Origin of the sequence: Endozoicomonas sp., from assembly GCF_051008435.1 — a bacterium.
In the GTDB taxonomy this organism is placed as follows: domain Bacteria; phylum Pseudomonadota; class Gammaproteobacteria; order Pseudomonadales; family Endozoicomonadaceae; genus Endozoicomonas_A.
On the sequence record NZ_JBPCXO010000489.1, the window covers coordinates 1 to 14,838 of the forward strand.

14 protein-coding genes and 2 tRNA genes are annotated in these 14,838 nt (G+C 47.3%); 4 read left to right on the forward strand and 12 right to left on the reverse strand.

The window, feature by feature from the left end; genetic code table 11:
* Positions 1 to 80: 80 nt before the first annotated feature.
* From ACR2PX_RS24310 to ACR2PX_RS24345, 8 genes are all read right to left on the reverse strand, one after another.
* Positions 81 to 272: a DUF2986 domain-containing protein gene (locus ACR2PX_RS24310; RefSeq protein WP_434001940.1), complete on the reverse strand. Its 192-nt coding sequence runs from the start codon at positions 270 to 272 to the stop codon at positions 81 to 83.
* A gap of 112 nt (positions 273 to 384) precedes the next feature.
* A tRNA-Phe gene (locus tag ACR2PX_RS24315) sits at positions 385 to 460 on the reverse strand.
* 56 nt (positions 461 to 516) lie between these two features.
* A tRNA-Phe gene (locus tag ACR2PX_RS24320) sits at positions 517 to 592 on the reverse strand.
* Positions 593 to 749: 157 nt separating this feature from the next.
* Positions 750 to 968 (reverse strand): hypothetical protein, encoded by a 219-nt coding sequence (locus ACR2PX_RS24325; protein WP_434001941.1) that lies wholly within the window; start codon positions 966 to 968, stop codon positions 750 to 752.
* 338 nt (positions 969 to 1,306) lie between these two features.
* A complete protein-coding gene (locus ACR2PX_RS24330) occupies positions 1,307 to 1,579 on the reverse strand; it encodes an oxidative damage protection protein (protein ID WP_434001942.1) in 273 nt (90 codons plus the stop codon).
* Between the two features lie 55 nt (positions 1,580 to 1,634).
* On the reverse strand, positions 1,635 to 3,101 hold the full coding sequence (locus tag ACR2PX_RS24335; RefSeq protein ID WP_434001943.1) for a protein adenylyltransferase SelO: 1,467 nt from the start codon (positions 3,099 to 3,101) through the stop codon (positions 1,635 to 1,637).
* Positions 3,102 to 3,266: 165 nt separating this feature from the next.
* Entirely contained in the window at positions 3,267 to 4,223 is a 957-nt protein-coding gene (locus ACR2PX_RS24340; protein WP_434001944.1) for an acyltransferase, read from the reverse strand.
* A 137-nt stretch (positions 4,224 to 4,360) separates the two neighbouring features.
* A complete protein-coding gene (locus ACR2PX_RS24345) occupies positions 4,361 to 5,134 on the reverse strand; it encodes a prolyl oligopeptidase family serine peptidase (protein ID WP_434001945.1) in 774 nt (257 codons plus the stop codon).
* 609 nt (positions 5,135 to 5,743) lie between these two features.
* Between ACR2PX_RS24345 and ACR2PX_RS24350 the strand changes: the two genes are divergently transcribed.
* Positions 5,744 to 6,871, forward strand: coding sequence for a protein kinase domain-containing protein (locus ACR2PX_RS24350; RefSeq protein ID WP_434001946.1), 1,128 nt, complete (start codon positions 5,744 to 5,746; stop codon positions 6,869 to 6,871).
* Between the two features lie 89 nt (positions 6,872 to 6,960).
* Here ACR2PX_RS24350 and mutY read toward each other — a convergent pair whose 3' ends face one another.
* Complete coding sequence (gene mutY / locus ACR2PX_RS24355; protein ID WP_434001947.1) at positions 6,961 to 8,043, reverse strand: A/G-specific adenine glycosylase; 1,083 nt, start codon at positions 8,041 to 8,043, stop codon at positions 6,961 to 6,963.
* A 345-nt stretch (positions 8,044 to 8,388) separates the two neighbouring features.
* Here mutY and ACR2PX_RS24360 point away from each other — a divergent pair, with 345 nt between their 5' ends.
* The 3 genes from ACR2PX_RS24360 to ACR2PX_RS24370 all read left to right on the forward strand — a co-directional run bounded on the left by ACR2PX_RS24360 (position 8,389) and on the right by ACR2PX_RS24370 (position 11,201).
* Entirely contained in the window at positions 8,389 to 9,360 is a 972-nt protein-coding gene (locus ACR2PX_RS24360) for a TDT family transporter (protein WP_434001948.1), read from the forward strand.
* 414 nt (positions 9,361 to 9,774) lie between these two features.
* Positions 9,775 to 10,623 carry a magnesium transporter gene (locus tag ACR2PX_RS24365; RefSeq protein WP_434001949.1) on the forward strand — a complete coding sequence of 283 codons (849 nt, stop codon included), beginning with the start codon at positions 9,775 to 9,777 and terminating at the stop codon, positions 10,621 to 10,623.
* A 29-nt stretch (positions 10,624 to 10,652) separates the two neighbouring features.
* Positions 10,653 to 11,201, forward strand: a complete 549-nt coding sequence (locus ACR2PX_RS24370; protein ID WP_434001950.1) for an AAA family ATPase — start codon at positions 10,653 to 10,655, stop codon at positions 11,199 to 11,201.
* A 167-nt stretch (positions 11,202 to 11,368) separates the two neighbouring features.
* On the opposite strand, the gene ACR2PX_RS24375 is transcribed toward ACR2PX_RS24370, so the two are convergent.
* The 3 genes from ACR2PX_RS24375 to ACR2PX_RS24385 form a co-directional block, all read right to left on the reverse strand.
* Positions 11,369 to 12,145: a metal ABC transporter permease gene (locus ACR2PX_RS24375; protein ID WP_434001951.1), complete on the reverse strand. Its 777-nt coding sequence runs from the start codon at positions 12,143 to 12,145 to the stop codon at positions 11,369 to 11,371.
* 188 nt (positions 12,146 to 12,333) lie between these two features.
* Positions 12,334 to 13,248: a metal ABC transporter solute-binding protein, Zn/Mn family gene (locus ACR2PX_RS24380; RefSeq protein ID WP_434001952.1), complete on the reverse strand. Its 915-nt coding sequence runs from the start codon at positions 13,246 to 13,248 to the stop codon at positions 12,334 to 12,336.
* Entirely contained in the window at positions 13,232 to 14,473 is a 1,242-nt protein-coding gene (locus tag ACR2PX_RS24385) for a hypothetical protein (RefSeq protein WP_434001953.1), read from the reverse strand. Before ACR2PX_RS24385 ends, ACR2PX_RS24380 begins: the two co-directional genes overlap by 17 nt.
* Positions 14,474 to 14,838: the final 365 nt, after the last annotated feature.

Sequence of the window (14,838 nt, forward strand, 5' to 3'; positions counted from 1 at the left end):
AGTGAAGCTCAGTAAAGCTGAATTGAAGGAAATTCAACCTTACATCATACGAAACCCTGAGTTACGAAAGTGGGATGTTGCTATTGTGCCAGAGCCGGTAAATTATTAATTGCTGTACCCCTAAGAGGTGAGTCCTGGCTGGCTTCTGATTCTAGTCTGGCACGATCAGCTTTGCTGACGTACTTGGGTTTGTTGTTTTTAGGAGACAGCTTAGCCTTAGCTCTTTTGGCTTTAGCCTTTAAAATCTGGTTGCCTTTTTTACGACGATTCATGACTAGTGGCTCAGTGAATAAATACTCTCATCATATTAGTAGTTCTGATGACTGGTGAGAATGAGTATCGACACAAACAAAAAAGCCCCGCGAATGCGAGGCTTTTTATATATGGTGCCTAGAGACGGAATCGAACCATCGACACGCGGATTTTCAATCCGCTGCTCTACCAACTGAGCTATCCAGGCGTTACATCTTTCTTCCAATTCGTTGCACCGTACTAACCATATTGACTATGGCTGTATGGTGCCTAGGGGCGGAATCGAACCACCGACACGCGGATTTTCAATCCGCTGCTCTACCAACTGAGCTACCCAGGCATGTCACGACTCTTTAGACGAGAAGATGTGCGAGGCGTATTAAACGGATTTCCCTACTCGGAGTCAAGTCGGGTATAGCGATTTTCCGTCTTTTGGGTGAAAAAAGCGGGCTGGATCAAGCGTTTAGAAAGATAATGAAGCGCTAGTACCGGCATATTTATTGGAAAACGACATAGTCTGCCAGCTCTTCCAGGGACTCCAGTTCAGTAATTTCTTCAATCGGTGCCAGCCCCTTTTCTTCCTTGTAGGTTTGGTAGGCTTGGGTGTCGACAACAATATCGCCATTTTCTTCCTGAAAGAGGATGGAGTGGTCGCTGATGGCGGAGAGAATTTGCTTCTTCTTGTTGTTTGAGATGGAAATGTCTTTGATGTTCATATGGTCAGACCGGTATAGAGTATTCGCACTTATTATAAAGTGAGGTTTTTGATCTCGGCTATATTTATGCCGCTTCAATTAAAATATTGATTCATATGGATGTTCTCTGACGTTGCTGCTCACTTCTGTGCAGGCAACCGGTTGGCACCAGTAATACTCATTACTGACTGTTCTGAGGTGAACAATATAGGCATTGTTATACAGGGTATTCATTCTTCCTGGGGAGGCAGGGTGGCAGTTTATACACTTCCACCGATGCTGATGGATTGATCGACGGGTGTTAGATCAACACGCCGGAAGCTGATATTCAAACAGGGGCTTCCGGCTTTTGTTTAAGTCTATTTTTGTTCGGGAACAAAACCTTCTGCCGCGTCATACTCTTCACCGGCAAAGAACTTGTCCATTTGTTCGGTGAGGTATTTGCGAGTGTCCAGATCCAGCAGGCTGAGATGCTTTTCATTGATCAGACGGGTTTGGTGAGCCTGCCACTCAGTCCAGGCGGCCTGTGAAACATTTTCATACACCCACTGGCCTTTGGGGCCAGGCAGAGGAGGTACAGTTAGGCCTTCGGCTTCTTTCTTGAGTTTTACGCAATGTACAGTACGGGCCATTGAAATCCCCTTCGTTAAATCTGTGATGTGGGTGAATGGTATAGGAAACAATACGTCAGGACGAGCAGCTGACTTCCAGCTTTTTGCCCCATTCCGGGGGCCTTTGAGCGTAATGTTCCAGATCCGGGTGCTCATCATAAGGTGACTGAAGTACCGTCATGAGCTGTTCGATTTCATGGTAATCCCCTTTTTCTGCTTTCTCGATCGCATTTTGTGCAAGGTAGTTTCGCAGAATGTATTTGGGGTTTATCTGTTTCATTCTCTGTTGACGCTGCAGATCTGGCTCAAGGTTACGACGAATCCTCTCATCATAGCGCTCCAGCCAGCTTTTGAGGGAGTCGGGCTCGTTACACAGAGCCGTCAACTCCGGAGACTCCTGACCAGGAAGGTAATCACAGAGCGCTCTGAAAAACAGGGTGTAGTCCACATGTTGCTCATGGAGCAACTGCAGTAGATCCTTAATCAGTTCTGAATCTTCTGCTTCTTCTTCCCGCAGCCCCAGCTTTTCACTCATCAACGAAAGGTATTTAGCTGAGTAGAGCGTGGGATAGGTGTCGAGTGTTTTTTGCAGAGCCGTGACATCATCGATCAGGGGCACCAGTACCTGGGCTAACCGACCACAGTTCCAATAGCCAATATCGGGCTGCTGGCTGAAGGCATAACGACCGGAATGGTCCGAATGATTACAAATGTAGTGCCAGTCAAAGTCATCCTGAAAGCCATAAGGCCCGTAATCAAAGGTTTCTCCAAGAATGCTCATATTGTCGGTGTTCATAACGCCATGAGCAAAGCCATTAGCTTGCCAGAGCGCAATCATGTGAGCGGTCTTTTCAACAACCGACTTGAAAAACAAGCTGTATTTATTGTCTTGATCGAGCAGCTCTGAAAAATAATTCTGGATGGTAAAATCAGCCAGATTCTTTAATGCATCGTGCTGTTTTGTATAACAGAAGTATTCAAAATGGCCGAAGCGAATGTGGGTTTTTGCCAGCCTTAGCAAGGTGGAACCACGTTCTTCTGTTTCCCTGTAAACGGGAGTATCACTGGTGATAATACTGAGTGCACGGGTTGTAGGAATACCTAGATGAAACAACGCTTCAGAAGCCAGGTATTCACGAATGCAGGAACGCAAAACGGCACGCCCATCGCCAAAACGGGAGTAGGGTGTTGCACCGGCCCCTTTTAAATGCAGGTCCCAACTTTCACCTTTGCTATTGGTGACTTCTCCCAGAAGTAATCCCCGACCATCGCCCAGTTGAGGGTTATAGCTGCCAAACTGGTGTCCGGAGTAAATCATGGCCAGGGGATCAGAGCCCTCTAAAACGTTTAAGCCTCCACTGACCTGGATTAATTGTTCTTTGCAGGTATCGTTCAGCTCCAGGTCTAACAGGTCAGCTGCTTTCTGACTTACAGCTACCAACTTGGGGTTATCCAGCGGTGTGGCCTGAAGGCGGGTGTAGAATGCTTCCGGCAGTTGGCCAAAGCGGTTATTAAAATTGAGCTGATCCAGGTTTTTATTCATTCAAGTGTTATCCATACAGCCTTTCAGGCATATCCGCGCAAGGCAGTATGTTGCTGGTTGATAATACTTGAGTATTTTACTAGGAAAACGAATGAGTTGGGAGTAGAGAGCGTTGCTTTATTAGAAACGAGGCTGAATTTACTTCAACCCCGCAGGTTGCTTGTTTCAGGCAGGCTCGTTCGATGTATTGGCTGCAGAGTCAATTTTCCCTGTGACGATTCGTTCTGGTTTGTCATTCAATTGTTGAATCAATTGATCCTTATCTTCCCACAGCTGGTTAACCCATGCCTGAAAATCGTTGCGAAAATCGGCGTCCTGCTGGTAGTTGCGACCTGTAAAGGATGCAGGAATGGTTTGCTGTTCAAAGTGGATACTGACACTGTTGATTCGTCCACACAGTAAGTCCCAGAATCCCAGCTGGTTTTCCTGATGATAAACAATGGTGATATTCAGAAGGGTTCTCACCTGTTCACCCAAGGCTCCAATCACATAGCTGATACCGCCAGCCCGGGGCTTCAAAAGATGCTTAAAGGGTGATTGTTGCTTATTGTGTTTTGCTTCGGTAAAGCGAGTACCTTCAAGGTAGTTCACGATCGAAACCGGCATTGTTTTGAACTTTTCACAAGCTTTCAGAGTGCTTTCCAGATCTTTGCCGTGCTTTTCCGGGTGCTTTTTAAGGTAGGCTTTGCTGTGGCGCTTCATGAAAGGAAAATCCAGAGCCCACCAACATAGGCCAATGACCGGAACGTAAATCAACTCTTGCTTGAGAAAGAACTTCATTAAGGGGATTTTTCTGTTCAGCAGGTGCTGCATCAGTAGAATATCAGCCCAGCTCTGATGATTAGCCGTGACCAGGTAATAGCCCTTGGGATTTAATCCATTCAGTCCGGTAACATTCAGCTTTATTCCCAGTAACCCTTTAATCCAAATAGAGTTGATGCTGATCCAGGTTTCAGCACTGGCATTGGCCAAACGCCCCATTAAACGTCGGAAGCCTTTTAAGGGAATAATAAGTTTCAAAAGAGAGAAGCAGAGCAGCGGCAGGCTGAGCAATAGGGTGTTGATTATCAAAAGGGAAAGAGACAGCCACCCTGTGAAATATTCTTTAAATGTGCCGTTCATGTTGAATTTTGAATTCTTTTCATTGAGTTCGACTAGTTTAACTCGAAACCTTTTTCATCTCTAAGGATGAGAAATGTTTTATTGCCTTTGGGGGCTATTGAGGTCTGTGCAGGTGCACAGACCGGGTATGCATGCTCCTATTTCCTCTGTTTGAGGAACCACTCCCATAACTGTTTACCTGTGAATGCCAGACGCCAGGCAGACTCATGATCGCCACCTTCTATTTCTGTGTAACGCAGGAGTGCTGTACTGCCGCCTTCCTTAACAATGGCATCCACCATATTGCGGGTATACAGAACAGGTGAGACTTTGTCCGCATCGCCATGAAATGTCCAAATAGGCATGTGGATGAGTCTTTTGGCTGCATCAGGGCTGCCTGAGCCGGCAATGGGAGCAATGGCTGCAAACAGGTCGGGAGTCGTTAAAGCCGCAAACCAGACGGCGCTTCCCCCCTGGGCATGACCGGCCAGATAAATCCAGTTTTGATCCACATCAGAACGAGAGGCCAGCTGGCTGACCAGCGCCAGCAGGGCTGAAAGAGCGGTAGAGGTGGGGATTTCCTGATAGTTGTACTCTCCTGGAGGGACTTTCACCCAAAACAGGTCTTTTGGAGTCTGAGGTGCCAGTACATACGCTTTCTGCATATCCTGAATACGGGGATTGGCAAAATAGTCAGGTCCGATATTTTGGCCCGTATAGAGCTGCTTTTTATTATCTTTTCCCGCTTCAATAGCATTATGTAGATAGATCACCAGCGGGACTTTTTCATCGGCTGATAGAGAGGGTGAATAAAGTTGATAAGGCAGTATAAAACCTTCTTTCTCGTAACTTGATGTAGACCAGCTGGCCAGAAGGCTAGCTGGCAGAAGAGTTAGCAGGCAAGTCAGAAGTGTGGCTGAGAGTCGCATCACGATAATACTCCATCGTAGAGTGCTCAGGTTAAAGCCATTACAGGTTAAATTCTCAGGCCTGACCAGTTTTAGAGCACAGAAAACACCACATTTCTAACACTGATCGCCGCTGATCAGCCCGTATTCTGGTTTTTTATCTAAGAAGCTATGCTTAATTTAAAAGAAATATATCAATGATTTAGTGGGAAGATACCGATGGACTCGATGGACCGAAAGAGTGCCAGTGCACTGAGACATCTTGCTTCTGTGAGCGCTGATGAAACTCAGGAGAATCAGCCTAGCGAGGCGAAGAAGGGCCGATTTGATCAACGTGAAGTCACTGAACTTTCTTCAGATAGTGAGTTGGAGCTCAAAATCTCTGATGACTCCGACTATCAATCAGACTCCGAGTCAGGCTCAGGAATAAACTCATCTTCAGTTTCATCTTCCTCTTCTCCTGTCCATTCGCCTTTATCCTCACCATCAGGCAGCAGTCTTTCTTCGGATAGTGATCAATGTGATTCAGCTTATCGATCTGACTTCTCTTCACATTCATCATCGTCAACATCCACTCCTACAGAACCTTTTTTGCTGACAGAGTCATTCAAAAAAGTCTCATTTGGCAGAACAATGAGTATGAATGAAGAAGACCTTCCGGTCCCTTTGGAACAAATGTCGATAGGGGCGCAACTAGGTCGGGGCTCTTATGGCCATGTTTGCAGGCTGGAAAGTCTTGATGAAAGCAATTCGGCCCCCAAACTGGCCATCAAACTGCCGGAAAGCGAGGGAAAGATAGACAGTCTCAGGCATGAAGCGGACTTACTGGCCGAAATGCCTCTCAGTGAAAATGTTCTTACTCTCTATGGGGTTCACAGAGTTGACTCTATGGAAGGTCTGATTATGGATCTGGTAGAAGGGCGCGCTCTAGATAGTGTATTCAATCAGCTGAGAAGCATGTACCAAAGTGGTGAAATCTCATACAGCGATTACTGGGGGGTTTCGAGGTATCTGATTCGGGAATCTATTCAGGGATTGGTCCATTTGGAAAAGTCTGGAATTGTCCATGCGGATGTAAAGCCGGAAAACTTTATGCTGGACAAAAATGACCTGAGAGTGAAAGTGATTGATTTTGGTTGTTCCGGGGAAGACGGAAAAGATATTAAGCCAGGTCACGAGCTTTACATGTCTCCGCAGGCCTTGGAGTACATGAGGAATTCTGAGGGAACCGTTACCGCTTCCAAACTGATGAACAGCTACAGCATAGGACAAATGACATACTCGATTGGAGAGTCTACTCCACAGGGGTTTGAGTACTTTACAGCAGGCGCTGTTATTGGAGATTTGGGTAAAAACGAAAGAGGAGCCTTGGGGTACAGGCTTTATTTCCCGATGAAAGCCTTTGAAAAGCAAGAACGTAAAGGTGGCTGGCAAGCGCTGCTACCCATTTCAGTCAACAGCCCTATAGAACAAGATCATTATGACAAAGTAAACGAAATTTTGATCGATAAGTATGGGGTGGATTCACTGGTCACCGTATGTGATCTCACATGGCGCTACGTAGCAAACCTGCCCGGGTATTATCCGGCTAATGATGAAACCGAGTATGTGAAGTTTGTGAATGGCTTACTCCATCCTGACCCTGACAGTCGTATGAGTTTGGAGGAAGCTCTGGAGCATAAATTCCTGGCTCGCCCACACACAGATGAAGACGTGAAAGTCCTGAAGAAGCTGGTTGAAGATAAAAAGAAAGATTCTTAATCAGTAGTCCATTCCTGAAACAAGACCTCACACTCCAAGCAATACCTTTAGCTACCTTCCCTGGCTTGCCGGACACGGATAACGGAGCTTTATAGGCTCCGTCTGATTTTACTTAACAGTTTGCTGACCGGTGCTGCCAGTCCCAATTCTGAAGGCTGATCGGGTTGAAACCAGTGCCAGCGATCACCATCTGCTACTGATGTTGTGATGGCAGCAAATGTTTTAACCGGAGTGATATCCAGATGGTAGTGGCTGAAGGTGTGGCGAAACGACTGCCATTCTTCAAAACTCTCAAGGTTCAGCCCTGTCTTTGTTTGAGCAGCTTCAGGTAATACTTCATCATTCTGAATTTCCGGAAAACCCCAGAGTCCTCCCCAAATACCAGACGGTGGTCTTTTTTCCAGCAGCACTTCTCCAAACTCATTAATCACCATTAACATTCTTACTGATCGTTCCGGCTTTGTTTTTTTAGGTTTGGATTCCGGGTAATGGGTTTCTTCTCCGGCTGCATGGGCCAGACAGTTCTGTTGTAACGGGCAGATCAAACAGGAAGGCTTGGTTCGGGCACAGATCATGGCACCCAGGTCCATCATGGCTTGGGTGTAATCTGCATTACGATGATCAGGGGTGAGCGCTTCAGCAATACTCCAGAGTTGCTTTGCAACAGCAGACTGCCCGGGCCAGCCAGAAACTGCCTGATAGCGGGCCAAAACCCTTTTTACATTGCCATCGAGAATCGGCGCGCGAATATCCATGCTGATAGAAGCAATGGCTCCGGCAGTGGATAAACCAATTCCAGGTAATTGAGTTAATGCATCAACGGAACGGGGAAACTCACCAGAAAATGTTTCCATAACCATCTTTGCTGCCTTGTGCAGGTTTCTGGCCCTGCTGTAATATCCCAGCCCGCTCCACAGATGAAGCACATCATCCGTCTCGGCCGAAGCAAGATCGGAAACGTTCGGAAAGCGTGCCATGAAGTTTTCAAAGTAAGGAATAACAGTGGCTACCTGCGTCTGTTGAAGCATGACCTCACTGATCCAGACCCGGTAAGGGTTAATGTTCTTCTGCCACGGCAGGTTTTTGCGGCCGTGTACATCAAACCACTGGAGTACTTGCAGGCTGAAGGTTTCATGGTTGCTTTCAGGTGAATCGTTGCTATCTGGCGACATAAATGATGGCTGGGTTTTCGGATAGAGCCGTGCATTTTACTATGAAATGGTCAGGGGATCTTAATTAAGAGTGCTCTCTGATTAATCTGACTTCACAGAGATTTTATGTCTGGTTGTACTGTGAATAGTGACTCAATCTGTCTGTTTATAATCCAGTCCTTTTTCTTCCCAGACCCGTTTTCATCGGGGAACATAGTGTTCTCTCGAGTATAAGTTTTATTGATCTATGTCATGAAAAAGTTTGAATTTTATTATTCTATAAACGCGCTATTTTACTTCATACCTAATTAAATAACTGCTCTAAACAATATGAGCGAATGACATACACTCTCGGTAATAAGCAAGATGAATAAGACTGCAAAAACTGGTCGCACAAATGGCTTGGTATCAAGATTAAGCCGCGTTCCCACCCCTCTCGGAGGCCTTGCTCTGGGCATTGCCAGCCTTGGAGGGGCCTGGTCTTTGATCATGCCTGATCAGTCTCAGGGACTGAAGCTCACAGCGGCTATTATTGCCGCTATCCTGGTTCTCAAAGTGCTGCTGAAATTTATTCTGCACCCGCACCTGATTCGTGAAGATCTGTCACACCCTGTGGTTAGCAGTGTTATGCCCACCTGTGCCATGGCTATTATGGTCATTGCTTCCGCTATCATGCCTTACTCTGAATTTGCAGCCCGGGCTCTTTGGGTTGCAGCGGTGGTTACTCACTTGATTCTGTTGCTGGGTTTTGTCACCCATAGAGTTAGAGATTTTGATATTGAGCATATGGTTCCCAGCTGGTTTGTACCGCCAGTAGGCATTATTGTTGCGGCTGTTACCAGCCCGGGTATGGGCTTTGGACCTCTGGTACATGGGCTGTTTATTTTTGGCTTGCTGTGCTACTTCGTGAAGTTGCCTGTCATGCTGTACCGTCTGATGTTCAAAAGCACTATTCCTGATGCGGCACTGCCAACCTTCGCCATTATGGGGGCACCAGCCAGTCTGTCTCTGGCAGGCTATCTGACTATCACAGATAACCCCAGCCTGATCATGATCAGTATTCTGGCTCCTTTGGCTATTTTCATGACAGCGATGGTCTATATGGCTTTCATCAAATTGCTGAGACTGCCATTTTCTCCAGGCTATGCTGCATTCACCTTTCCTATGGTGATTGGTGCAACCGCCCTACTGAAACTGGAAGGCAAAGTAGAAGGTGTCTTCGCCGATCTTATCCATCAATTGGGACGCATTGAACTCTGGGTGGCCACAGCCATAGTGGCTTATGTTGCTATTCGATATATTGTCTTTTACCTGAAGCCCCGTCCAAAAATGGCGTAATCTGAACAGTAACTGACTGGCTGGATTCTGGTAGTAGTACGATCTTGCCAGTCTTTTTCTTCAGGAGTATGATCCTCCGCCATTAGCAGCCCCGCTTAATTGTGCGTTCAATATTGGCTGCTATTTCCCGTTAAAAGTTATCAGGATTGCATTATGGATACCGATCAACCTCCGAGTACGAAAGTAAGGAGCGAATTGAGCTTCTGACGGTATCCTGCAATCAGCCGGAGCCATCAGAACTTCGGCATTGAATATCCCTTCCCTGTCTTCACTTCTTACTCACTCAGTTATTTAGAAACCAGCAGCCGACTTTTGGTATTTGGCTATAGTCGTATAGTAGGCTTTTTGCGTGACATTGCTTTGTCATTTTCTGGTTATCAGGAGGTATCTATTTGCCCATCCGGGAGGATCGCTATGGCAGCAGTAGATATGGCTGTATTTGAACAGCCGATAGCAAGTGACACGGCATTTGATCTCCACCAGGCTTTGGCTTTCATGCACCGAATGTCACTGGAAGATCGCAGCGAGTTTATTGTAGGTCTCACCCTGAATCAGGCGACTGATGTTCTGTCGGAAATGCCGTTCCGTGAAGTCAATGAGCTTTTAGAGCAGCTTGAAGAGTCCGGGCATGAAGGGCGGGCCAGACAGATCAGTATGGTGCTGGGGTTGATCAGCAGTGAAGCTGAGCCAGCAGGAGATTATCTGGATAATAGTGTTCTCTCCCATGTGCGTGAAAGAGTGGGTTGGATTGTAGGTCTGGCCTTAATGGGGATTGTATCGGGCTTAATTATTTCCAAATACGAAGATGCCATCAGTACATTGGTTCTACTGGCCATCTACATGCCTGTCGTCGCTGCGGCAGGCGGCAATACGGGCTCTCAAGCTGCCACCCTGGTGGTCAGGGCTCTGGCTACCAATGACATTACACTGGCTGACTGGGCAAAAGTGCTCTGGAAAGAGTTTAGAATCTCGCTTCTGATTGCCGGGGTTCTGGCTTCAGTTATTGTGGGCCGAGTTGTTCTTTTCAGTGGCGATGTTCCCCTGCCCGGAGGAATGGGTATATACAGTGTTGGTCTGGCGATAGGTCTGGCCATTGCCGTACAGGTCGTTATTTCTACGACACTGGGTGGATTGTTGCCGCTGGTGGCCAGAGGCTTCAGGCTCGACCCGGCTGTTCTGGTGAGTCCGGTTCTGGCATCTGTAGTGGATATCACCGGGATGCTGATTTACTTCTTTACTGTCACTCGATTACTGGGTCTTTGACTCAGTAATTCTGCAATTTTTATACGTTTGTGAAAAATAAAATAAAACCATTTTACGTGATTTCCGGTGGACCTGGTGCTGGGAAATCTACCCTGATTGAAACCCTGTCCAAGCATGGATATTCAACCGTTGCTGAGCAAGCCCGGCAGATTATTAAAGCTCAGTTGAGTATTGAAGGAGAAGGAGTCCATGGGAAGGATACGAGGCTTTTCAGGGAGTTAATGCTTGCTGCAGACATCAGAGCTTATGAGGATGCCAATAGGTCCGATACGGTGACCTTCTTTGATCGTGGCATTGTGGATGTGCTTGGTTACTCAAGGTTGATGGGGCTGAATGATGAGTCTCATATTCTTGGAGCTGTCCATCTCTATCGTTATCAGCCAACGGTTCTAATCGCACCTCCCTGGAAACCTATCTATTGCCAGGATTCCGAACGAAGGCAGAGCTTTTCTGAAGCAGAAGACACATACCATGCTCTCAGCAAAGCTTATAGAGACATGGGTTATGAACTCGTGGAGCTACCGAAAGTGTCTGTGGATTTAAGGCTCGAGTTTTTGGTGAATGAAATCCTGAGGTAATATACCCATCACCCTTGGAGATGTGAGGTTGTTGGCTGCTCTCGCTCACCCCAATCACCTACTGTTCGTAGGCTCAAGGGGCTTCGTTCGTTTGCCGCCTACTCACATCTTCAATGGTAACGGGTATAGAAAGAGAGGCCAGTCGAAGGCGCTCTCTTTCTTGCATATTAGCGCCTGTTCATCACTCTGAGCACAGTGCTGACTGCAGCCAGGCTAACGACAATGGTTGCTCCACCAGGAAAGTCATAAAGGCTCGACAACACCAGTCCTAGCACCAATCCTGTTAATCCTGCCAGGTATCCGAGAGTCAGGGCTTTCTTCCCCGACAGTTGGTTGACTGCCAAGGCTGGCATAATCAACGCGCTGAATACCAGATAGACACCCACCATTTTGACGCTGAGTGTCACCATCAGGGCAAATATGGGGTAAAAGAGTTTTCCGTTAAGGATCTGTGGCCTGAAAGCCGCTCCTACAAGAAATGCAATGCTCACCAAGCCCGGAACCAGCATGTCCTGCCAGCCAAGCCAGAGTATATGACCGTTAAGGGCTCTGGAAATATGCTCAGCCCCGTGTGGATCACTGGCCAGAAGCAGAGTGATAGAAGCAGCAGAGACTACGTAAATGCAGCCAATAATAGCTTCCAGCTCTTTTTCTGCATATTTGGCCAGCAGTGCGATCAGACCCGCTCCACCAATAGAAAAGAGGAAAGGCATGAGAACCCCTAACCCCATGGACCCATGGTGAGAATCATGGCTGTGAGCATGCATCATCGACAGGATATGAGCGACGATGGCTCCCATGGCAGCGATCTGGGCAATGGCCAGATCCATAAAAACAATGCCACGCTCCAGCACCTGCCATCCTAGAATCAAGTGAGTACTGAAAACGATGATGCCTGCCACAAGGGCAGGCAAAAGTATTGAGAGAAGATCCCATTCCATCATGAACTAGCCCGGAAATGTCATAAAGTATCGAGCTTCCCACTAGCTCTTTTAACGAATGCCAACAGAATGCTGTCATGGCGGAATAAGAGCTGGCGAGAAGCCGATTTGCGATGTTGATTACTGCACGTAAAACCAATCAGTGATCAACTCCAGTGTTGAATAAGAAGCTGATGTAACCTGAGGTGGTTTTATGTGTTTTCCGGACTTCTGGTGACCTTGAGCAGTTTTTGGATAAGGTCGTTATACAAGCTGATCAGGTTGGTGCTCTGCTCACTACCGCCCACAGACATGGGGAGTTCAGTCGCCGGCACACCGGCTTTCTGACTTAGCCAGTCTGCTCCTTTCTTGTCCTGGTAGGAGGCGTACACGATAGCGTCAATATGAGTCTTACGTGACATGCCCAAGAGTGAAGCCAGATGCTGACTGGAAGGTGGCAGACCCGGTTTGGGTTCCAGATCTCCAACAACATTCACGCCCAGCCATTCCAGCAGATAGTCAAAGTTGCTGTGGTAAGTCACCAGGTTTTTACCTTTCAGGGGAGCCGCTTCCTTTTCCCAGCGCTTGATGCTGACTTCCCAGTCTTCTGAGAACTTTTTGGCGTTCTTCAGGTATTCATCCCTGTTTTCAGGATCAAGCTTGGCCATGCGTTCTGCCAGTGCCTGTGCGATTTTCTCCATCCGGTAAGGATCAAGGTGCAGGTGAGGGTTTCCCTCTGGATGAACATCACCCATGGTTGGATCCACTTTCTTCAGCTTGCCAATGGTCTCTACCTGATCAGCAGCAAAGAACAATCCTTTGTTTCTGGACTGAACATTAGGGTTGGCTGACTTCATTTGCAGAACCGGCAGCCAGCCGATTTCCAGTTCAGCTCCGGAGCAAACGACTATGTCAGCCTTTCTCATTTTAGAGATCAATCCCGGACGAGCCTGGATATGATGAGGGTCCTGTCTGGCGGTCGTGGCCGTGTAAATCTTGGCTCCAGGTGCAATCTCTTCTGACAATGCTGCCCACTCTGGCTCACAGGCAAAAACAGTCAGTGCTGCGTGACTGGATACCGGGAGAGCCAGGGCGGATGCCAGTAGCAGCTTAGAAAGTGTGCGCATCATGAGCTCCCAGGGACATAACGTACTGAAGCGTTACGATGTCATTCTTGATGTTTTCAAAGCCATCGCCGGTTTGATGTGTGTACTGCAGTCTAACTGTAGAGAAATGAGAGTGACTCCAGGACACCATGAATTCACTTTCTTTCAGGTTCTTCTCATGGAAATGGTCGCCGTGAGCCTCGTAACCTTTGAACTCACCATAACGTGCGCCCACTGCCCACTGAGGCGTCATCTGATAGACGCTGCTCAGATAGAAACCTTTATTCTTTTCATTACCCTTGATGGTCTCGCTGATATCCTCTGTCTGCAGATATTCACCGGTCAGGGTAAGGCTGCGGTACTTGTAGTTGCCATCTGGAGCCCATTTCCATACTGCATCGGCAATATAAGTGTTCTTACCGGTGAACTGAGCATCGTGAGAATGGTTGTGACCACTTTCTTCTTCATGGCCGTGAGCTTCATGACCGTGATCATCATCATGGTCGTCGTGCCCGGTAATGCTGGCCCCGTTATCATTTCTCAGATAGCTCAGACCCAGCTGCCAGCTGTTCTCTTCATTAAAGTCACCACCTATCTTAGAGAAAGCGGTGTAGACCCCTACTGATTTTGGGTCAGTTAACCCTTCGGCCCGCATCTTGTTACCACCAAAAGCTTCGGTACCGATTGTCCAGAAAGTATCGGTAGGCATCACATAACTCAGGCGAACACCGTCGTCATAATAGTGAGACCCCAGCATTGCACGGTATGCGGCAGGTCTTTCAACAAATGAATCAGTATGAGCGTGCTGACTATTAAGGTAGCCGATATCCGACAGGAATCGACCTGCCCGAACGCTCAAACCACCTGGAAGAGCCAGAGTCTGGATGAAAGCTTCTTCTGTCTCGAACTCGGTTTTATTGTCGTGCTCATGCACTACACCTGTGAATTTGCCATAGAAAAGATCATCAATGGCGGCACTGACTCCCAATTCAACATGACCCAGGCCAAAGCCTTTCTCATATTCGCTGAGGGCACTGTTAGCAGATTTGTAATGGCCATCAAGGATCAGGCTGAAGTTTGGTTTGAAATCCTCAGCTGTAGCTGTTGTTGACACTGCAGCCAGAATCAGCGCTTTTGCGATCCGGCTGTATGCCCATCTCTTATGAGTGACTTTCTTTCGGGAAGTCATACTGGATAGTTGGGAATTGAAGTCAGTGGAAATAACCGGCGAGTATACTCCAGGCACAGAAGGCTCCTTAGTGTGTGTTGAATAATCACTGCGTGTGGTGATCTAAACTTAGTCGATATTTGTTATTTTTGTGGATGTTATAACATAACATTTACGTCTCTCAAGCTTTTTTATTGATATGACTGATTGGACGAATCGAATTCATCGATGGTTTTACCCAATATTTCTCACTTATCTCAGCTGTTTTTAGCCCATAAACTAGTACTCGAAACCCATTTGTTGGTCGCATTCAGCCAGAGCGAGAGCTTTCGTGGCAAGGCGTGATAACGCAGTAATATCTGGATCTTTCAAGTGATCACAACGCAGTCATGGAAGCTCTCGTTCTGGCCCGAAGGGTGACTCTTAAAGCGGCCATCTGACTG